19 protein-coding genes are annotated in these 20,822 nt (G+C 63.9%); 7 read left to right on the top strand and 12 right to left on the bottom strand.

Annotated elements, in window-relative coordinates; translation table 11 throughout:
- Positions 1-121: 121 nt before the first annotated feature.
- From A9975_RS35030 to A9975_RS34995, 8 genes are all read right to left on the bottom strand, one after another.
- A complete protein-coding gene (locus tag A9975_RS35030; RefSeq protein WP_183036736.1) occupies positions 122-1,474 on the bottom strand; it encodes a metallophosphoesterase in 1,353 nt (450 codons plus the stop codon).
- A gap of 138 nt (positions 1,475-1,612) precedes the next feature.
- Positions 1,613-2,431 carry a LytTR family DNA-binding domain-containing protein gene (locus A9975_RS35025; RefSeq protein WP_183036735.1) on the bottom strand — a complete coding sequence of 273 codons (819 nt, stop codon included), beginning with the start codon at positions 2,429-2,431 and terminating at the stop codon, positions 1,613-1,615.
- 35 nt (positions 2,432-2,466) lie between these two features.
- Complete coding sequence (locus A9975_RS35020; protein WP_370565969.1) at positions 2,467-3,570, bottom strand: sensor histidine kinase; 1,104 nt, start codon at positions 3,568-3,570, stop codon at positions 2,467-2,469.
- Positions 3,563-3,865 (bottom strand): hypothetical protein, encoded by a 303-nt coding sequence (locus A9975_RS35015; RefSeq protein ID WP_183036733.1) that lies wholly within the window; start codon positions 3,863-3,865, stop codon positions 3,563-3,565. The genes A9975_RS35020 and A9975_RS35015 overlap by 8 nt, the downstream gene beginning before the upstream one ends.
- A gap of 87 nt (positions 3,866-3,952) precedes the next feature.
- Positions 3,953-4,465 (bottom strand): DUF6622 family protein, encoded by a 513-nt coding sequence (locus tag A9975_RS35010; protein WP_183036732.1) that lies wholly within the window; start codon positions 4,463-4,465, stop codon positions 3,953-3,955.
- Positions 4,466-4,677: 212 nt separating this feature from the next.
- Positions 4,678-5,817, bottom strand: a complete 1,140-nt coding sequence (locus A9975_RS38420; protein ID WP_255504225.1) for a GNAT family N-acetyltransferase — start codon at positions 5,815-5,817, stop codon at positions 4,678-4,680.
- Between the two features lie 108 nt (positions 5,818-5,925).
- Positions 5,926-7,353, bottom strand: coding sequence for a DUF2252 domain-containing protein (locus A9975_RS35000; RefSeq protein ID WP_255504224.1), 1,428 nt, complete (start codon positions 7,351-7,353; stop codon positions 5,926-5,928).
- A 222-nt stretch (positions 7,354-7,575) separates the two neighbouring features.
- A complete protein-coding gene (locus A9975_RS34995; RefSeq protein WP_255504222.1) occupies positions 7,576-8,703 on the bottom strand; it encodes a hypothetical protein in 1,128 nt (375 codons plus the stop codon).
- A 433-nt stretch (positions 8,704-9,136) separates the two neighbouring features.
- On the opposite strand from A9975_RS34995, the gene A9975_RS34990 reads away from it, so the two are divergent.
- Together A9975_RS34990 and A9975_RS34985 are read left to right on the top strand one after the other, a co-directional pair.
- Positions 9,137-10,393, top strand: a complete 1,257-nt coding sequence (locus tag A9975_RS34990; protein ID WP_183036731.1) for a sodium:proton antiporter — start codon at positions 9,137-9,139, stop codon at positions 10,391-10,393.
- Between the two features lie 107 nt (positions 10,394-10,500).
- A complete protein-coding gene (locus A9975_RS34985; protein WP_174425495.1) occupies positions 10,501-11,202 on the top strand; it encodes a potassium channel family protein in 702 nt (233 codons plus the stop codon).
- A gap of 41 nt (positions 11,203-11,243) precedes the next feature.
- On the opposite strand, the gene A9975_RS34980 is transcribed toward A9975_RS34985, so the two are convergent.
- From A9975_RS34980 to ppk2, 4 genes are all read right to left on the bottom strand, one after another.
- A complete protein-coding gene (locus A9975_RS34980; protein ID WP_183036730.1) occupies positions 11,244-12,944 on the bottom strand; it encodes a SulP family inorganic anion transporter in 1,701 nt (566 codons plus the stop codon).
- A gap of 55 nt (positions 12,945-12,999) precedes the next feature.
- Complete coding sequence (locus tag A9975_RS34975) at positions 13,000-14,019, bottom strand: hypothetical protein (RefSeq protein ID WP_183036729.1); 1,020 nt, start codon at positions 14,017-14,019, stop codon at positions 13,000-13,002.
- A 33-nt stretch (positions 14,020-14,052) separates the two neighbouring features.
- Complete coding sequence (locus A9975_RS34970) at positions 14,053-14,307, bottom strand: RNA-binding protein (protein ID WP_183036728.1); 255 nt, start codon at positions 14,305-14,307, stop codon at positions 14,053-14,055.
- 231 nt (positions 14,308-14,538) lie between these two features.
- Positions 14,539-15,360 carry a polyphosphate kinase 2 gene (gene ppk2 / locus A9975_RS34965; protein WP_183036727.1) on the bottom strand — a complete coding sequence of 274 codons (822 nt, stop codon included), beginning with the start codon at positions 15,358-15,360 and terminating at the stop codon, positions 14,539-14,541.
- 402 nt (positions 15,361-15,762) lie between these two features.
- Here ppk2 and A9975_RS34960 point away from each other — a divergent pair, with 402 nt between their 5' ends.
- The 5 genes from A9975_RS34960 to A9975_RS34940 all read left to right on the top strand — a co-directional run bounded on the left by A9975_RS34960 (position 15,763) and on the right by A9975_RS34940 (position 20,764).
- On the top strand, positions 15,763-16,497 hold the full coding sequence (locus A9975_RS34960) for a FadR/GntR family transcriptional regulator (protein WP_370565968.1): 735 nt from the start codon (positions 15,763-15,765) through the stop codon (positions 16,495-16,497).
- 130 nt (positions 16,498-16,627) lie between these two features.
- On the top strand, positions 16,628-18,037 hold the full coding sequence (locus A9975_RS34955) for an amidase family protein (RefSeq protein ID WP_183036725.1): 1,410 nt from the start codon (positions 16,628-16,630) through the stop codon (positions 18,035-18,037).
- 31 nt (positions 18,038-18,068) lie between these two features.
- Positions 18,069-19,073: a Bug family tripartite tricarboxylate transporter substrate binding protein gene (locus tag A9975_RS34950; protein WP_183036724.1), complete on the top strand. Its 1,005-nt coding sequence runs from the start codon at positions 18,069-18,071 to the stop codon at positions 19,071-19,073.
- 134 nt (positions 19,074-19,207) lie between these two features.
- On the top strand, positions 19,208-19,903 hold the full coding sequence (locus A9975_RS34945; RefSeq protein ID WP_183036723.1) for a dienelactone hydrolase family protein: 696 nt from the start codon (positions 19,208-19,210) through the stop codon (positions 19,901-19,903).
- A gap of 39 nt (positions 19,904-19,942) precedes the next feature.
- Positions 19,943-20,764, top strand: coding sequence for an alpha/beta fold hydrolase (locus tag A9975_RS34940; protein WP_183036722.1), 822 nt, complete (start codon positions 19,943-19,945; stop codon positions 20,762-20,764).
- Positions 20,765-20,822 lie beyond the last annotated feature (58 nt).

The following is a 20,822-nucleotide window of genomic DNA, read 5'->3' as shown; positions in this document are numbered from 1 at the left end:
CGTGGTGCCTGGCTCAGGCGAGCCGCAGAAGTTCCGCGGTGGCCGTTTCAGGAAAGGCCGTGCCGCACAAGCGCCGGGCAGGCAAAGGGCGGGCGTGATGCGGGCCCGCCTGTGGATGCACTCACGGCCGCGCAGCCAGGCGCGCCTTGATCTTCTGGCCGAGCGGAAACTGAATGCTGCCATTCCTGTGGAAATCCACATCCCGCACCCACTCCATCTTTCCCGTCGACAGGCGCCAGTAAAACAGGCGCGCGGATCCGTGATCCAGGTTCACCCGCACGGCGTTGAAGCTCTTCGGGTACTTCTCGTGGGTATAGAGCGCACCGGCCGCGAAGCGGAAGTTCGGATCTGCATCCAGCTGCCGCAGGGATGCGCCGTGAGGATCGTGCTCATGCCCGCGAAGCACGAAATCGAACGCCCCCAGTTTTGCCCGTTGATAGAGAATGTCGTCCCGGATAAACCAGTCCGACTCTGCGGGATGATGCAGCAGCAAGATGCGCAGGTCCGCGCCGGCCAGCGCGGCAATGCTCGCGTCGATCTGCGGCACGCCAAGTATCAGGTTGTCGCGATCCCCGTCGGAGCTGCAGCGCCAGGCCGAGTTCATGCCTGCGACTCCCACCGTAATGCCGCTGTGCTGCCATGTGTCGGTATAGAAGTATCCGTGATTGACGGCTGGCTGGCCCAGCGCCTGGCATTTGCCCAGAAAACTGAAATAGTTATCCAGCCTGGCGAATACGCGGTCGCGATCGTCCTTGCAGTCCTGGGACGTCAGGTAGTCGATGATCGCCTCGTTGCCGGTAAGCCGGGATTTGGCGCTCTCCTCCTCTCGGGTGAACCGCTTGACGACGCCTCGGTCGACATCGTGATTGCCCGGGACAAACAGGAAGCGGGCTTGCTTGTTGGGTAGCTTGTCCCGCAACTGCGTGAAGAACTCGAAGGACTTGTCGAATTCCGCGGGCGAACCGGTCTTGGATATGTCGCCGGTGACAAAGACGGCATCCGGCTTGAGATCATCATCGTCCAGGATGGATTCGAGATCATCCAGGAACGCCTTCTTCACGCGCTCCTGGCTGCCCGCATGGGCTTGCGCGGCGGTTTCAAAGTGCACGTCCGACAGATGGAGCCACGTGAGCTCGCGTCCGTTGCGCCGGATCAGCACCTCGTGCTCGCTGAAGTGACCGGAGCGCACGCGAAAGCATATGCGGAATTCCGACGCTTCCTGCTCGGCCAGCGCGGCCGCATTCGCCAGTTCCAGGATCCTGGCGGCGATCTTGCTGTCGCTCTTTAGCGTGACCTTGGTACAGCCGTGGCGGATGCTGGTGATCTCGATGGCGCCAGGCTCAACGGCGAGTACCGCGTGAAGGCGCGCGAGAAAATCATCGCGCACCGCCATGAATTCTTCGGGCTCCATGTCGAGCACCAGCGTGATTTCGCTATCGGGTTCGTCGCCGGGACTATCAGGAAGATGTGCCATCTGTCGCTCCAGGCGCCCCGCTCTCCATGCGCTGAGGTGGATTCAGGTGACTTGCGGGGCAAAGTGGCTCTAACTATGCACTGCCTTGTGCTTCTGTCAGTGCGGGAGCGAACATAGGGGGCGCCCGCGGCGTTGCGCCTACATCCCCTTGAACGCGTCCGCATAAAGCCGGCTGACCCCCAGCTTTTCCGGCCGGTCGCGCAGGGTCAGGGTGAGCTTGCCGCTGTCATCGCGCTGCGCGCTGGCAATGGCCGTGCAGCGTACGATGGTGCTGCGGTGGACCTGCCAGAAGCACGCCGGATCGATCCGCATCTGCAGCTCCCGCAGCGACATGCGAATCAGGTGCTCGCGCTGCGCGGTGACCACCCGCACATACTTGTCCGCGGCCTCGAAATACAGCACCTCGTCAATCGGCACCATCGTGATGGTATTGCCGGCGCTGGCCTGGATCACCTGCAACGGGCTGGCCGCCGGTGCGGCTGGCTGCGCAGGGATGCCGACGCCAAGCAGCGCGCGCAACTGATCCATGGCGGCATCCAGCGATGGCGGGGCGGCGTGCGGGGCTGCACGCTGTTGCAACGTGGCCTGCAGGCGCGCGCAGGTTTTTGCCAGGCGGTCGGTCTGCACGGGCTTTAGCACGTAGTCGACGGCCGCATGCTCGAAGGCGTGCAAGGCGTATTTGTCGTAGGCCGTCACGAAGACGATCAGCGGGAATGGCTTGGCCGAGTCGGGCCAGTCCTCGGCCAGGGTCTGCGCCGCCTCCAGTCCGCTCATGCCCGGCATGCGGATATCCAGGAACAGCAGATCGGGCTGCAGCGCGAGCGCCTGCGCCACGGCGGCCTCGCCGTCGCCTACGGTTGCGACGATGTTCAGCGCCGGCCACAAGCGGGCCAGCTCCGCCTGGAGGTCCGCGGCCAGCAGCGCTTCATCTTCGGCGATCAGGGCAGTGGTTTGCATGGAGGCGATATCGGGCAGGGTGGGGCGGCAGTCAATCAGGATAGCGGAAGGTGCACGATGGCCAGCGTGCCGCCGCCGCCATCGCCGGCATCCAGCAGCTGGAAGCTCGCGGCTTTGCCATAGAGCTGGGCGAGCCGTTCGCGCACCTGTGATGTGCCAAAGCAATCCGAGCCGGGCGGCAGGTCGCTCAAGCCCACGCCGGTGTCGCGCACGGCGAGCACCAGCGTGCCGCCTTCGCGGCGGGCCGTCACCTTGATCCAGCCGCCCGCGACGATGGGCTCCAGCCCGTGCTTGATGGCGTTCTCAACCAGTGGTTGCAGCAGCAGCGGCGGCACAGGCAGGTTGGCCAGGCCAGCTGGCAGGTCGAGCTCGACCTGCAGCCGCGCACCCATGCGCACCTGCATCAACGCCAGGTAGTCGGCGATGCGATCGAACTCGCATGACAACGGATGCGAACCGGAGCGCGAGGCCTGCAGCGTGGCGCGCAAGAACGAGATCACCTGGTTCAGCATCTCTTGCGCGCGCTGCGGATCCTGCCCGATCATCACGCGCAGGTTGCCCAGCGTATTGAACAGCATGTGCGGCTCCAGCTGCGACTCCAGCAAGCGCAGCTGGTTCTCCGCGGCGCTGCGCATGGCCGCCTGCGCCCGCGCGTCCGCGGCCGCCATGCGCCCACGCGCATAGTGGAAGTAAGAGATGCCAAGCGCCAGCACCAGCGCCACCGTCATGCTCAGCAGCAGGGCGCGCGGATTGCGCATCAGATCCAGCGGCGAGCCATGGCTACCGGTGAGCACGTTGGCAATCGCGTGCCCGCAAAAATAGCCCACTACGCCAGAAGCGACGATCCACGGAAACATCCACTTCCAGTCCGGCCAGCGCCGCTGCGTGGTGGGAGCACCCGGCGAGGCATCGGGCAGCCGGCGCGTGAGGCCATAGCGGCCCAGCTTCACCAGCGCCTGGATCATCATCGTGATGCACAGGGCATAGGCCAGGTTCATGCCAAACGGCTCGCGGAACACGACGGAGAAGAAGCCGGCGGAGCCGAACGCCACGGGCACTCCAATCCGCAGTTCGCGAAACAGCCAGGTCAGTTCCTTGGCGGGATAACGCATGATGCGCCGTGGCCGGATGTCAGCCACCAGCAACGCCTTGCGGCATCTCAGCCTGCGGGCGCCGCGCGCGCAGTTCCGCCGTGGTATTGCCCTCGCCATGCGGTGTCCAGCCCGGCGGCATGAACAAGTACCCAAGGAACGCGCGCAAGCTGCGCGCCCCGGCCAGGTCGCGCAACAGATGCACCCATTGCGTGAACTTGATCCGCAACGGATTCGCGCTCTCGATGCGCTGGCGGCGCGACAAGATGATGGCCTCGGTCAAGGCGAATGCCAGCACCGACGGGGCCGCGATAAACAGCTGAAACGGATCGAGCGCGTTCATGACTGCACGCCTGGACGTGGTTCGGGACAGGGGTTGCTGGCTTCGGTTGCTGGCATTAGTTGCTGGCGTCAGTGGCGGCCTGAGTGATCAGCCCGGCACGCTGTTGGGCATTGCCTGCCGGGTCAGCCTCCAGGTCACCAGGCTACGTGAGAGGAAGATACCGCTAACGGCACCATAGATAAAGCCGATCGGCATCGCGACGCTGGCATGCCACAGCAAGCCGGGGTTTACCGCCATGGCCACGCTCACGCCGTAGCGGGTGATGAACAGGCAGAGGATCAACGCCAGCGGCACCCAGCTTGCGGGCACCAGCAGCCGGCGTTCGGCCTCCAGCCAGCGAATGCCGCTCCAGGCGCCGATGGCGTGGGCCAGCGCCAGCGCGACAGCGACACCCACTCCCCATCCAGGCAGCGCGAGCGGCTGCGCGGAGAAGGCCGAGATGACGCCACCCAGCGAGACCACCGCCATGGCCACGGGCACCGCCGTGGCGCGGGCTGGCGTCATCCGCCTGGGGACGGTTTGCGAGAGGCCGAGCGCAATCAGGCCCGCGAGCAGGATCCAGACCCATCGGGGCGTTTGGTGGAGGATTTCAGTGAGCATGCGAGCGTCCAGTCTTGTCGGGGGAAACGCGATGGTGCTCATGTTCGGCTGACGCTGGCTCGGTGCGCTGGTCAGTGCGATGAAACGCCGGATGGTGTCGCGAAGTGCAGGCGGTGAAGGTCGAGTTGCCAGCGCTTGACTGCCGGTCCCGGGCGAGGTGGTCGGATCCGGGTGTATCCGGCTTCGCTTCTTGGGGGCGCCCGGGCCGGCCTCTATCCAGGCTGAGGAAACCTGGCCATGGAGATATCGGCCAGATAGGACCCGTCGGGCAGGCGTATCCGCTTCTCGAAACGTCCTTCTTGAACAAAGCCAAAGCGCGCATAGAGGACGCGAGCCCGCTTGTTGGTTGCGCGCACGCGCAGTTCGATCTTTTCTACGGCCGGCGTGCGATCCGCCCATTCCAGCAACGCTGTCATCAGCGCCCCTCCGATCCCAAGGCCAAGGTGCCCGGGATGGACGACGATCGTCAGCGTGAACACGTGCGCAATGGACTCCAGTCCCAACGGCTCAAGCAGCGCGTGGCCCACCGGTTCGCCGTCGACCTCGGCTACGAGATAGGCGCCTTTTGTGGAGAGGACTTCGATCTTTTGCTCGAATGCGGATTCGTGGAACTCATAGGGCTGCGATACAAGCAGTCCGGGGGTGGCGGCGGTTGTCCGCTCGGCGGAACAAAGCGCAGGGGCATCTGCCTTGGTCGCTTTCCGGATTTTCAGGGTCTCTGGCATGGCAGGCTTGTCTATGGAGTGCATTGGTACGGGAGGACGTCCCTGGCTGACGCAGGTTTTGCTACTTCCACGAACCTCGTAATCAGCTAGCACCACCCGATAAGCCGCAACGGCGCCACTGGAAAGAAACAGCCGGCGTGACTCAAATGCGCGCAGCCAGAATTGAACCACGGCCTGAGAAACGCCCTTCTGGTTTGCCGCTTGCTCGACAATATTGGCGACCTCGATTTCCAACAGCGCTGCATAGGTGTCTCTGCTGATGACAACCCGATGCCCATTCGCCGCCGCAACCATGTGAAACGGACCCGCGATCGGCACGTCGTAAAGCGCTCGCCGGTCGGCCGTGCAGAAGGAGTAGGCAAGGTTCTCTGCCTCGGTTCCTATCAGGCCAGCAATCGTCCCACGGCTGGAAAGTGGCAGTGCCTTGGCCGCGAACTCTTCCGTGCCGTAGATGCTGTGGAACGCTCCGGCTAATGCAACGAAGCCGGGATTGCCCCAGGCGCCAAGAAGCGCATAGGTTCCGATCAGATGCGCGGACAGTGGGCGGCCGTGGTGATCGATGTCATCGGCGCCCAGTTCTGACAGCACGTCCCGCAGCGTTGCCGCGTCAGCGATCTCACGGTTCATTTTTTGCCTGGCCTCATTTCGCACCAGGCAAATGATAGCCGCAGCATCGGCTGTAAACCATGAAAAGCCACCAAGGCTGGAGGCCGGTTGCGCGAAGTGCGCACGCCACTACGCCGCCTCGAAGACCGCCTCGACCTTTCCCTCGCGGATCGCAGACTTGAGCGTGGCGTGGTCCTGTTCGTTCTGGTCGGCGTAGGCAACAGAGAAGGCGGCGATCGCCTTGTCGAACGCGTCGCTCTTTCCCATGTACCCGCTGATCACGGCGGCATCCCCGGAGCGCGCGTGGGATAGCGCCAGCGAGTTGCCACAGGTCTCGGCGAAGAAGTTCATCTCGGTCGTGTGGAACGTCTCGACGGCGGGCTTGATCTTGACGTCCCGGAGCTGGCGGACATAGAAGTGCCGCCCTCCCTTCCCGCCCTCGAGCCAGCCGAGGAAGATGTCGCTGGCTGGCTGCATGAGCCGGTGGCCGTTCACGACACGCTCCCCGTGGTTCCGATAGACGCTCTTCCCCGCATAGGCTTCCAGGACCGAGGCGCGCGCCTCCTTGATCTGGAGAATGAGCGGATCTCCTGCGCGGGCCATCAGCAGGGCCACCCAGCAGGCGGTGCCGACGCTCCCGACGCCGACGACCTTGAGCGCGGCGTCCTTGATCTCGTAGCGGTCGAACAACATGCGATGGGCTGGCGTCAGGCTCTCGCGGTACCGGGCGATGCCGTGCGTGACGTCCGGATGGATCTCCCCCGGGTGGTGGCCTTTAATGTGGTAGATCGACGGGAGCTGGTCCTTGATGACCGGCGCCCCGCCCGAATCGCCTACGAGCTTCGGGAAGATGGCTTCCGAGGTGCTGCTGGCGCGCTCCTTCGCCAGGCGGTCGATCACGCGGCGGCGCAACCCCGCATCCTTGATGGTCGAGATCAGCATCTCGGCCTCCAGCGCGAAGTACCACAGCTCCAGCACTTTCATTTCGCTGTACTCGGCCATGTGCTCGCGGTAGGACCTGACACAAATGAGGGCCGCATCCCTGGCGGCGGATTCGGGCAGGCCGTTGTCGCGACTTGCAATCACGAAGCTCGCCGCGAGGCGTTTGAGGTCCCACTCCCAGGGCGCCGGGAGGGTCTCGTCGAGGTCATTGATGGCGAAGATGACTCGCCTCTCCGGGGTGGCGAGACCCCGGAAGTTGACCAGGTGCGAGTCTCCGCCGCATTGCACGTGCACGCCGGTAGTCGGAGTCGCCGCCAGATCGTTCGCCATGGCGAGCGCGGAGCCGCGGTAGAAGGTGAAAGGGGACAGCACCATGCGCCCGTGGCGAAGGGGAAGGAGCTCGGGGATGCGCCCCTCGTCCGCCTTCAGCACCAGGCGGACCGGGTCCGGCCGGTTGTGCGGTGGCTTCCATTCCGCGTGCGAGATTCGCGGACACTTTTCGCGCAACGCTTTGCCCATCGCCTTGAACTCGGCTAGCGAGCCAGCGCGCGGCGATGGCGCAGGCTTGGGGAAGGGGGGAGCCATGACGGGCATTTCGTCGGTGTGGTTGGCCATCGCCTTCTCCTTTGTGGTGATCGTGCTTTTAGTCCTCCAGGAATCGGTCGAGGGCATCGCACGATAATCTGGATGAGCGCACAAATAGAAGGTAGAAGCCGGGGCACAACGCATGTTGATCTATATCAGCGCGATGGCGGGTTCAGACCAAAAAAAGCCAATTGGGCACGCTTGCGGAATCGCCTCGGATCAGCACGGATGCGCCATGGCGGCGCCCCCCGGCTATTGGGCGGGAATGGTGATCAACGGTAGTGGCTCCTTGCTGCCGGTATCCGTCAACGTGAAAAACAGCATGATGGCCGAGAGAGCACGTTTGGTCGCCAGGTCGCCCTGGTCAATCCAGAACCAGTAATCACGGTAGCGCACGGCGGCATACGTCTCCGCCGGCTTGTCCTTGCCACTGTGAATCCGCACGCTGCCTTGCTGCGCTGCGGTCTGCGCGAGGCCCGGCAGTGCGCTGTGGTCTTTCATGTGTGCCTCCGGGACTTCCAGATAGCTGGAAAAGGCAAGCATGATCTGCAGCATCGAGCGGCTGTTCACAGACAATTCGTCGTCCGCGCCGCGGGCCGGGGAATACCTTAGCGTGAACCTCTGCGTCCCGGGTGACATCTTGAGCAAGCGACGGATCTCGGTCATCTTCTCCACGATGTCGGCAGGCATGTCTTCGCGTCGGAAGAACAATACGCCGGTCGATCCCTTGATTTTGTCGTCCTCCACGCGCATCGAGAACGCGCCGGCCGCCTGCACGTCGCGCAGGAGTTCGATGGCGCGCCGGAATTCCGGGTCTGCCTCCCGCACCATCCCGGCTGCCGTCGCGCGATTGCGCACGCCGTTGAGAGACTCCACCGTCATGCCCAACACAAAGTCGGCGGCGTAGCCGCTCTGGAGCATCAGAAAGATGTTCTTGGGATCGATCGGCTCCATCAGCCCGCGCACGAATTTCTGCCCGGTCGAAGGTGTGTAGGTAATGGTGGGCCGATCTGTATAGACGCCTTGTATCCCCGAAGCAAGAAGATTGCCCTGTACCGCATTGGCCGTCGAAACCGTGCCGCTCACGGACACACCGGCTTGCAGCGAATAGCCGCTGACAACCGACGCCACGTCCACAAAGATTGGCAGGTCCACGTAGCGGAGCTTGACGATGTTGAGCAGCGTTTGCTGTTTCCACGAATCGGCGATCGCGGCGCTGTAGTCGAAGCGGTCCGCAACGATGGTTGTGGGGCCAAGTGACGCGCAGCCAGGCACTAGCGCGCACGCGCCGAGCCATATCCAGAGTCTCCGGAAAATCAGGATAGCGAGGTCGCTAGTGGTGCCCGCGAGCCTTTGATCATGTGCGCGTGCGGATTTCATGGCTGTGCATGTTGACTGCTATTTCGGCGCTCCGATGCCGCGCGTCTTCGCGTCAGAATCCGCCGCTACCTGAAGCTCTCGCTTCTACATGTGATGCACCGGCTACAGAAACATGAGGGGGCAGCGGGATCCGAGGCGCAAGCCGTCACGACGAATGCCTCTGTACCTTATGCACCACATGCACCAAGCCGCGAAGGATCACACGATCCGCGCGAAGGCAACTTCCAACGCCGCGCGTACCTTCCTGTTCACTATAGAGTGCATTCGGGACGCAAGTTGATCTGACGAAGGTCTTTCCAGCCGAAGGGATTGACGTAGGACACGCTGACCTATGTCAATGAACCGATGTTCCACGGGTCTATGCTGACAAGGGGCAGTGCGCTCCAGAGTTGCCAGGCCGTGTGCTCACACTGCATCTACGGAGACTTGACTCATGGTCATCATCGCCGCGTTCCTCTTGATCGTCTTTCTCTACAGCTTGGTATCGCGGCGGCTGGAGCGGACGATTTTCACAGCGCCCCTCCTGTTTACCGCTGCCGGCGTGCTGATGGCGGCTTCGCCCGCGGCACTAAGTGAACTGGCGCTTGACCGCAAGGGCCTGCTGCTGGTCGCAGAGCTCGGGCTCGTCATGACGCTCTTCACCGATGCATCGCGCGTGCGTCCGAGTATGCTCAAGGGTAACGCGAATCTGCCCGTACGCCTGCTAAGCACGGGCATGTTGCTGACCATCGCGCTTGGCGCGCTTTGCGCGATGGCCATGTTCGGGACGCTCTCCTGGTGGGAAGCGGGAATCCTTGCGGCGATCCTGGCGCCGACCGATGCCGGGCTCGGGCAGGTGATCGTCAACAGCCCACATGTGCCACAACGGATCCGGCAGGCGTTGAACGTCGAGGCGGGGCTGAACGACGGGCTATCGGTTCCCATCATGATGTTCTTCATTGCGCTGGCCGTGGCCCAGGAGCAAAGCGCAGGCGGCGCCGTGCTCAGCCGCTTTCTCGTCGAGCAGCTTGGCTACGGCACACTGATCGGGCTCGGCGTAGGGCTTTTGGGCGGCTGGCTGCTGGGACTTGCGCGCCGCAGGGCGTGGATGGCAGAACCGTTTTCGCTACTCGGCGTCGTGGCGCTGCCGCTCGCTTGCGTGCTCGCTTCGGAGGCCACTGGCGCCAGCATGTTCATTGCCGCATTCGTCGCCGGGCTATCTACGCAAGCGGGCTTCGGCGAGGTTGGCGAACACAGCGTCGAGTTCACTGAAGAATGGGGTCAGCTCTTCAACCTCTTCGTCTTCTTCCTCTTCGGCTTGCTCGTCACTCGCTTCTGGGCGCAATTCAGCTTTGCCGTGCTGGCCTACGGCGTGCTGAGCTTGACGGTGATTCGCATGCTTCCGGTGGCGATTGCGCTCAGAGGTACGGGCCTTAGCCGGTCGACCGTTCTGTTCATGGGCTGGTTCGGTCCGAGGGGACTGGCGTCTATCGTGCTCGGACTCGTGTATCTCGAGGGAGAAACCAACCTGCCGGGAGAAACGACCATCAAAGTTGCCGTCGCTGCGACAGTGCTGCTCAGCATTTTCGTGCACGGGCTCACCGCGATCCCTGGGATCAGCCGCTACGCCACGGCGATTGCGCCGTTGGACAACAACGCGCCAGAGCATGAGCCGACTGGTCTGCGCGGGGAAAATACCGAGGCCGGCTGAGACACTGCCCGTTCGAACTCGCCAGCTTTCGCGTCGCAGTTCGACCCGCCGGGAACAACGGCACGATGGGAAGGCGGGCTCACAGCTTCATTAGCGTGGGAGCGACAATGAGACACACACATCCAGGGCCTGTCCGCGCCGCGCAACTGCGCGTCGTGAGTATGTTGGCGCTTCTGTCGTTCACCATCCTCGCTGTATTCGTCGTTCCATTCTCCATCGCGCCGACGAGCGTCCCGGCAAAGATGGCGCAGGACGTGCTCCTGTCGCTGGTTCTTCTGACCGGCGTGGTGGCTGTATCGGACCACCGCGCACAGACGGTGCCGATCGCGATCGTCGCCGGTGTGGCGCTACTCATCCGCTGGGCCGCATGGCTTTTGCCACCGGACATGACAACAGGGCTACGTGACGAAACGGCGATCGCTTCACTCGGCCTGCTTAGCGTGCTCATCGGGATCAAGGTGTTCGGCGCGGGCACAGTCGCAATCGACCGGATACTTGGCGCGATCACGCTCTACATACTGATCGGCGTGGTGTGGTCAGAGGCCTATCAGCTCATCGGCATCTACGACTCCGGTGCTTATGCCGGAATACCGCCCGGCGACATGCCGGCCGATCACTCCACGTGGATCTACTTCAGCTTTGTCACGCTCACAACCGTGGGTTATGGCGACATCACTCCGGTTGCTCACGCAGCCAGGTCGCTTGCGATCCTCGAGGCGTTGATCGGCCAGCTCTATCCAGCGATCGTGCTGGCGCGGCTGGTGTCGCTATACGTCGCGGTGGACCGCTCCGGCACGAACCAGGAGTGACCCTGCAATGGGCGGGCGGCGAACGCCACAGGCGTTTCTATTCAGGCGTCGCGGATTCCCCGCTGATACCTGGCGACAGCGTGCTCCAGATCAAGGAACATCCGCTCGCGCCCCAGCGTCTCGCCCAGCGGCGAGCGTTGCACCAGGGCCAGCACCCCAGGGTTCAATCCCACGAGCCACAGCTTCCAGCCGCTTTCGTGGGTTGTCTTCTCTGCTTCGGTCAGCATCTTGAGCGCCGTGTATTCGAGATCAAACACGGCGCTAAGATCCAGCGCAACGACGCTCGGCCTGGCCTCGGCAACCAACGGACGTATCTTCTGGGCGAGGCGCTGGGCATTGGCGAAAAAGATGCGCCCCTCCGGGCGCAGCATCAGCAGGCCAGGAAAGTCCTCGTCTTCCGGGTGTTCCGCGGTCACCGGCCGGAACACGTTGGTGCCCGGCTTGCGACGGACAACGTGGACTGGCGGGTCGGAAACCTGTTGAGCCAGTGCCACGAGCGAGACTACGATGGCCACCACGATGCCCTGCAGGGTGCCGAGGAGCACGACACCGACCATCGCGGCCAGCGCCCAAACGAACTCCGTGCGGCGCACTCTGAGGATGGCGCGAAACTCCGCTGGCTCGATCAGGCCAACCGAATACACAATGACCACGGCGGCCAGCGTAGCGTGCGGCATCTTTGCGATAAACGGTCCGAGTAGCAACATGGTTGCCAGCGCCAATGCGGCGGTGACCATTGCGGCCAACTGCGAGCACGCACCGGCGAGCCGGTTCACTGCGGTCTGCGATGTCCCGCCCCCCGCCGGCATGGCGCCCAGCAGGGCTCCGCCAATATTCGCCATGCCGATCGCCAAGAGCTCCCGGTTTGCCGCGGGTAGAGGCTCCCCACTCTTGGCAAACGCGCGGCCCGCCGCGATCGTCTCGGTAAAGCTCATCAGCGCAATGCCGATAGCGGGCGGCCAGAGATCCGCGAGCAGCGACATGTCGGGCATGGTGAGCGTCGGCAGGCCCGCCGGCACATGGCCGACCGTTTCGACGCCTTGGGCCGGCAAGCCGAGCAAGCTCACGCCGGCTATCCCTGCCGCTATGGCAATCAGCGGCGCCGGCGCCCGGGGCGCGAAATGCTCCAATGCCAGCAGCATGCCGACGGTGGCGGCGCCCACAGCTAGCGTGGCGACCGATGTGTGCGGCAGCCCTGCGGCGATGGCCAGCAGATTGTGGAGGAAGGCACCCTTTGCAAAGTGTATGCCCAGCAGCTTTGGGATCTGATCCAGCACGATGATGATGGCAATCCCCGCCTTGAACCCGGTCAGGACCGGGTCCGAGATAAAGTTGGCGACGAAGCCAAGCCGCAACAATGAAGCCAGCACCAGTATGCCGCCCACAAGCATGGTCAGCGTCGCTGACGCGATCATCAGGCTGGCCGGATCGGCGTCCGGTGCGACCCGGCCCAGGGCCGCCGCCCCCAGGATGGCCAGCGTTGCGGTTGTACTGACGCTCAGCGGGCGCGATGTTCCGAGGACGGCGTAGATCACCATCGGCAGGAACGCCGTGTAGAGTCCAACCTCGATCGGCAATCCGGCGACCGTTGCATAGGCCAGGGCCTTGGGAATGACCACGGCGCCGGCAGTCAGGCCGGCGATGATATCCGGCTTGATCCACGCCTTCTGGTACACACGGAGCCACTCTGGCACCGCAAGGTGAAAGAGGCCGTGGGCCGAGATTGGTGATTCCTGGTTCATGGGGTTGTCCCGCTGGTAACAACGACGATTCAAATCGGGATGGGGCCGCGCGCTGCTACAACAGACGCTCCGCCTCGTCGAGCAGGCGCATCGGCGACAGCATTGCCACGCGTGCGAAGCGCACCAGTGCAAAGGTGCGCACCAGCGGCGGATCGCCGCGGACCCGGGCCGTCAGCAATTCGAGATCGTCTCCAGGCGATGCGCTTGCCTCGGGCAACAGCACGTTCATCCGGCTCAGCCGCAGGCGCCCGCGATCGATGGAAATGTAGGACCTCGCATCCGCGAACACCTCCGCCAGGGCTTCAAGCTGACGCTCAAGCGCGCCGGACTGCTCGCCGAGTTCGCCCAGCTCCCGGCCGTTTTGCTCGATCTGCTCGCGCAGCCGGGTCCGCTCACCAGGATCCGTCTCGCCTTCTCCACACAGGACCGAGCGCATGCCAGCGCCTTGCCGCTCCAGCAGGCGCAAACGCGTCTTAAGCAACCCAAGCTCGCGCTCCAGCACATCGCGCCTGGTCCTGTCAGCGGCAATGTTGGCCAGGCCCTGCAGGGCCAGTTGATCCAGCATGTGCCGGGCGATTTCCTCACGTAGCGCGGAGTCCGAGCGTGCGCAGATCCTGACTTGATGGTCACTAAAGCTGATCGTGGTCTGGGGCACGTCCACGCGCATCACGTCGCCTTGCAGCGCCACGCCCAGGGTGCGTCGCTCGGTCATCGCCATCCCCAGCACGGCGTATGCCTCTTGCGCGTGCGCCGCCGTCTCGAAGAACTCGCGCAGGTCAGACGAGCGGCTGAAGGCAAGCTCCACGTCATGCGCCACGCCAAAGAAGGCGTGAATATAGGGATCCGAATCCCAGGCCGCCACGCTGGCCTCCCGTGGCGCGGGAAGGCTGGCGATGAGGTCTCTCGCGAAATCCAGTGCGATGCCGACCTTCGGCCCGAGCCTTTTTTCATAGCGGGGCACCAGCCGCAGGCGCGGACTGAGCCCGAGCACACGCTCCGTCAGCTCGGCGACTTCTTGCTTGTTGTGCCGGTGCGCGCCAGCCTCAGGCCGGCGTAGCCAGTTAAGGATGCCCATCAGACCGCTCCCTGTGCCACGCCCCAAGGCGGATCAGCCAAAGCGCTCCGTCATGACATGCGCGTTGACGGTACGGCCGTTCCAGAACATGTTGTGAATGCGCGGCTGCAGCTTGCGCAGGCTCTCCGGATCGAGGCAATGGAAGGTGAGCGTCACGGCCGGCCGCGTGCCGTCCCCAGGAACATGCTCGATTTCATCGAATGGCGGGAAACCGTACTTGACGAGGAATGCCTTGATTTCCTCGTCGGTGATGCCGTTGTCGATGTTTCCCATAAATAGCATGGACATGATTCACTCCCCTTCGAGAACGAGCGACATGGCTCGGCCTTTCTTCCACGTTTCAAGGTAACGCAGAGCGGAGAACGTACATTGACCTGCATCAACGAACCCGCTGGCTTCCATTGCTGGGCGGCAGTGCCGCAGCATGGCATCCCGGCGGGCGCTTTGTCATGGCGGCTTTGTCCCGCGCGGGTGGTCGAAAGCGCATGAGGCTGGGGGTTGGAATTGGCAGCGCTGTCTTCAGAACTGCTCCGGAACGTACTTGTAGGGATAGTGCGGGTCCTGGTAGCCGGCAGCCTTCTGCCGTTCCGGTAGCTTCACCTTCTTGGGCGGCAAAGCCTCGTAGGGAATCTTGCTCAGCAGGTGACTGATGATGTTGAGGCGCGCACGTCGCTTAATGTTCGAGTTGGCCACGTACCAAGGGGCGAGATCCGTATCGGTCGCAAGGAACATTTCGTCGCGCGCACGGGAGTAGTCATACCAGCGACTGTAGGATTTCAGGTCCATGCCCGATAACTTCCAGGTTTTTCGCCCATCGTTGATACGGGCCTTGAGGCGGCGGGTCTGCTCTTCCGGGCTGACCTCCAGCCAGTACTTGATCAGGATAATGCCGGAGTCGGCAACGGCTTCCTCCACCAGTGGCACCGCTTCCAGAAACTTCGCCACGGCCTGCTCATTGCAAAAACCCATGACCCGCTCGACTCCCGCGCGGTTGTACCAACTGCGGTCGAAGATGACCACTTCGCCGGCGGCAGGCAGATACTGGATGTATCGCTGGATAAACATCTGGCTCTTCTCGCGTTCGGTCGGGGCCGGTAAGGCAACCACGCGGAACACGCGCGGACTGACACGCTCGGTAATGGCCTTGATCGTGCCGCCTTTGCCCGCGCCATCGCGCCCTTCGAAGATGATGCAGATCTTGCAGCCGGTCGTCACAACCCATTCCTGCAGCTTCACGAGTTCCACGTGCAGGTTAAACAGCGCTTTCAGGTATTTCTTGTGGCTGAGCTTGCCTTCGCCGCCGGGATGGGATTCCATGGCCTGCTTCGTTGTTTTTGCCATGATTCCTCCTGATGCCGCTGAAGACCCGCGTGGAATAGGCATTGCATATGCGCTAGATTTACCCGCCTGCACGAAAGTTGCCTATTGAACCTTGGTCCAATATCGCAGCGACTTTCAACCATCTAGTCTAGAAAAAAATGTAGCTGGCGAACCAGGAATGTCGCAGCCGGTGGAAGACAAACCAGACCTGAAGCGCCGCCACGCCAGGTCAGGCCCCCGGCAACGCCTTGCCAGCCACATCTGCACTCGCGTTGTAGGCGCTCGCAGGCGCTCCCACCACGCACCGGGAATACCCGTATTGGAAGAATCGTCCAGCCGATCATAATCATGATAATTATGATCATAAATAGGTTGTAAGCGATGTCCAAGGATCCCAAGCCCCAAATCTCTGGCACCAGGCGCGTGAAGCGTTCAGACCAGGTGGTCAGTGACATCAAGCGCTGGATCGTCCAGACCCACCAGAAAGTCGGCGATAAGCTGCCGCAGGAGGCGGCCCTCATCGAGCAGATGGGCGTGGCGCGCGGGACCGTGCGCGAGGCGCTGGCCGCGCTGCAGGTGCAGGGCCTGGTCACCGTCAGCACCGGGCCCAACGGCGGCGCCACGCTGGCCCAGCCCTCGTACGATCGTTGCCTGGAGGCTGTCTCCAACTTCCTGTACTTCCAGCCGGTCGATATTGCCACGCTGTACGCCTTGCGCCGCGCGGTAGAGCCCGAACTGGCTGCCAACGTGGCACTGCGCCTGACCGACGCTGACCTGGCCGAGCTCGATGCGTTGATCGGGCTGAGCCATCCGGCGCACGGGGGCAGCGCGGACTGGAACGAGCGGCGCGAAGCGGACCTGCTGTTTCACGACCGGCTGACCGATGCGTGCAGCAGCCCCATGCTGGCACTGTTCTGCCGCTTGCTCAACGACATCATTCGCCGCGTGATCGTCGTGCGCAATGCGCAGGATAGCTTCGCGCGTTTTGACGATGAAATCATCCACAGCCACACGGGCTTGATGGACGCCTTTCGCGCGCGCGATTCCGAGCGGGCACGCGCGCTGATGCACGAGCATATGGAGCACGCCGAAGCCCTGGCCCTGGAGGCCGAATCACGCGTCGACCGGGCAAGCCTGCTGATGAGCCCTAGCGACTAAGCCACCGCTGCGCGGGCCCCGCTCGCCGGCATCCACCATCCGCCTCGCCAACTTCCCACTTCGCGTTTTGCATTTCGCATTTCGCATTTGGGGCGGGATCGCTTTTGCCCGAAATTCCTGGAGTCTCAACGTGAAAACCCCCGAAACGCTGTGGCGCTGGAGCGCCGTCGACATTGCCGCCGCCGTGCGCCGCCGCGACATTTCCTGCCGCGAGGCCACCGCCAGCGCGCTCGCACGCATCGAACAGCTCAACCCGCGCATCAACGCGCTTGCAGAAGTGCTGGCCACGCAAGCGCTGGCGAGTGCCGATGCGGCTGACCAGCAAGTCGCCAGCGGCGCGCAACTTGGGCCGCTTCATGGTGTGCCGGTCACGATCAAGATCAATGTGGATCAGGCCGGGCACGCCACCACCAATGGCGTGATCCCGCTCAAAGACAACATCGCGCGCGAAGACGCACCCGTGGTGGCGCACTGGCGCAATGCCGGCGCCATCATTGTCGGGCGCAGCAACACCGCCACCTACTCGTCGCGCTGGTTCACGGACAACGGCCTGCACGGCCGCACGCTCAACCCCTGGGATCACGATATCACCCCCGGCGGCTCCAGTGGCGGCGCCGCCGCCGCGGTGGCTTGCGGCATGGGCGCGCTAGCGCATGGCAACGACATCGGCGGCTCCATCCGCTATCCGGCCTATGCCTGTGGCGTGCCCGGCTTGCGGCCAACGGTCGGCCGCGTGCCCGCATACAACCCCAGCGCCAGCGCCGAGCGCAGCATCACGCCGCAACTAATGTCGGTGCAGGGTGCCATGGCCCGCAGCATGGCCGACCTGCAGCTTGGCTATCACGCCATGGCGCGCTACGACGCGCGCGATCCGGCGTGGGTACCCGCGCCGCTAGAGTTGCCACCACCAGCGGGCCCGATCCGCGTGGCGCTCTTCAAGCATTGCCCGGGCATTCCCATCGATCCGGCGGTGAGCCACGCACTGGACAGCGCCGCCCACTGGTTGCAGCAAGCCGGCTATGCGGTGGAAGAAGCCGCCTTGCCCGACTTCCTCGAAGCCGCCGCGCTATGGCGCACGCTGATCACGGACGACAGCCGCCGCAACATCATCGCCGGGGTGGACCAGCACGGCGACGAAGCCATGCGGCGCAGCCAGAGCAACATGATCGCGGGCATGGCGCAGACCAGCCGCGATGGCTTTCTCGATGCATTGGCGCGGCGCCAGGCACTGGCGCGCAACTGGTCGGTCTTCCTGGATAGCTATCCGCTGGTGTTGATGCCGGTGTCATGGCAGCGGCCCTGCACGCAGGACGCGGATATCGGCACGCTCGAACAAACGCACGCACTGCTCGACGCCCAGAGCCCGCTGCTTGCCACCGCCATGCTTGGCATGCCGGGCCTCTCGGTACCCACGGGCATGGCCGGCGCCGTCCCCGTTGGCGTGCAACTGATGGCCTGGCGCTTCAGGGAAGACCTGCTGCTGCGAGCAGGGCAGGTCATCGAAGACGCAGCGCGCTTCACCCCATTCACCGCCCGGTAATCCCCTCCCGCAAACCAACCAGGAGCATCCAATGAACGACCGCAACCATAACGCCGCTGTGCGGCAATCGCGCCGCGCCATGCTGGCCGGCACTGCCGCCGTCCTGTGTGCGGGCAGCGTGATGTCGCGTGCAGCATGGGGCCAGGCCGTCTCGCGCATCATCGTGCCGTTCCCGGCGGGCGGGCCAGCCGATTTCATGGGGCGCTTGCTGGCGGAGAAGCTGAAGGACGCGATGGGCCGCACCGTGATCGTCGACAACCGTCCCGGCGCCGGCACCCGCGTGGCGGCCGAAGTCCTGAAGAACGCGCCCGCGGACGGCAACGCCGTGCTGCTGGCGCCAGTGGATCCGATGTTCATCGGCCCGCTGATCTACAACAACATGCGCTTTAATCCCGTTACCGATTTCAAGGCCATCACCGATGTGGCTGGCGTTCAGTTCGGGCTGGCGGTGAGCGCCAGCTCGCCGATCAAGACGCTGGCAGATTTTGTCCAGGCGGCCAAGGCCCGTCCCGCCGAGTACTCCATCGGCATCAGTACCGTTGGCACGTTGCTTCATTTTCTTGCGGTGGAATTCGTCGCCCAATCTCATACGGGCAGCACCCTGGTGCCCTATCGCGGGGGCGGCGCCCTGGTCACGGACCTGATGGGCAACCAGATATCCGCCGGCATGGATGCAACCACCACCTTCGTGGAATACCACCGCGCCGGCAAACTCCGCGTGCTGGCCGTGGCCGGCGACAGGCGCGCCGATGCGCTGCCCAATGTGCCCACGTTCGCGGAGTCCGGGTTTCCAAACCTGGTGACCTCGTCGCGCTATCTGCTGTATGTGCGCGCGGGCACCGCGCCCGACGTGGCCGCGCAGTGGAGCGACGCCGTGCGCAAGGTCCTGGCCATGCCGGATGTGCGGGAGAAGCTGGCGCGCACCGGGTATGACCTGCTGCCTGGTGGCGCGCCGGATGAGGTGGCCAGGTATGCAAACGCGCTTGCCGCGCGCTGGACGCCGGTGATCAAGGCTTCGGGATTCAAGGGGGACTGAGGGCGCGCCCGGTTGCCCGCGCGCGCTGGCAGCCGGCGTCGCCCGGCCCATGCAACTTGGTCTGTCGTCTCCGACGATTTCGCCTATAACTGTACGGTGGTACGTCCGGCACACCAATGCAAGGGAGGCTTTCCATGGGCAAGCGCATCACCATCGACGTGGCCGACGGCAGCTTTGCCGCCTATCTGGCCACGCCAGCCGCCAACGCGCGCGCCACCGCCATCGTCGTGATCCAGGAGATCTTTGGCATCAACGCGGACATGCGGCAGACGTGTGACGACTTTGCCAGCCAGGGCTTCGTTGCCATCTGCCCCGACCTGTACTGGCGGCAAGAACCCAATGTGGAGCTGACCGACAAGACCGAGGCCGAATGGAAAAAGGCGCTGGCGCTTTACACCGCGTTCGACGTGGACAAAGGCGTGGCAGACCTCGATGCCACCATTCAGGCCGCGCGCAAACAGCCGGGCGTGCGCGGCGGCGTAGGCACGGTTGGCTATTGCCTTGGCGGCCTGCTGGCGTTCCTGACCGCGGTGCGCACCAACGCGGATGCCGCGGTGTCTTACTACGGCGTTGGCATCGACCAGCATCTGGCCGAAGCCAGCAAGCTGTCAGCGCCGCTGTTGATGCACATCGCCGAAGAAGACGAGTTCGTGCCACCGCAGGCGCGCGCAACCATCATCGAAGCCCTGCGCGACCGCCCCAAGGTGGAGATCCACACATACCCCGGCTGCATGCACGCCTTCGCGCGCAACGCTGGCGTGCACTACAACGCCGACGCAGCCAAGGCCGCCAACGCGCGGACGCTGTCTTTCTTCCAGGCGATGCAGTAGTCCGGCAAGTCCCGCTGCAACCCACAAGGAGGTCATTCCATGAGTGAGATCACGACCAAGGACGGCACGCACATCTTCTACAAGGACTGGGGCACGGGCCAGCCCATCGTGTTCCATCACGGCTGGCCGCTCAGCGCGGACGACTGGGACGCGCAGATGCTCTTCTTCCTCTCCAAGGGCTTCCGGGTGATCGCGCACGACCGCCGCGGCCACGGGCGCTCCACGCAGACCGACACCGGCAACGAGATGGACACCTACGCCGCGGATGTCGCCGCGCTGGCCGCCCATCTGAACCTGAAAAACGCCGTGCACATCGGCCACTCCACCGGCGGCGGGGAGGTGGCACGCTACGTCGCGCAGCACGGCGCTGGCCGCGTAGCCAAGGCGGTGCTGATCGGCGCCGTGCCGCCGATCATGGTCAAGAGCGCCGCCAACCCGGGCGGCCTGCCGATGGAGGTGTTCGACGGCTTTCGCAGGCAACTGGCTGCCAACCGGGCACAGTTCTACAAGGACGTGCCGTTCCCGTTCTACGGCTACAACCGCGAGGGGGGCAAGCCATCCGAAGGCATCATGGCGAACTGGTGGCGCCAGGGCATGATGGGCGGGATCAAGGCGCACTACGATTGCATCAAGGCGTTCTCGGAAACGGACTTTACGGAAGACCTCAAGAAGATCGATGTGCCGGTGCTGATCCTGCATGGGGACGATGACCAGATCGTGCCGATTGCGGATTCGGCTTTGCTGTCAGCGGAGCTGGTGAAGCAGGGCACGCTGAAGGTTTACAAGGGGTTGCCGCATGGGATGTGTACTACCCATCCTGATTTGATCAATCAGGATTTGCTTGAGTTTATTCGGAGGTAGGGGGATGACAAGGGGAATAGAGTGATATTTGGCGTGGCGCCTGCGGGTTTGGGGTTGC

It is taken from the genome of Cupriavidus sp. UME77, from assembly GCF_014170355.1.
In the GTDB taxonomy this organism is placed as follows: Bacteria; Pseudomonadota; Gammaproteobacteria; order Burkholderiales; family Burkholderiaceae; genus Cupriavidus; species Cupriavidus basilensis.
Note: the sequence above shows the minus strand (reverse complement) of the source record. Positions and strands in the feature narration are given on the sequence as shown.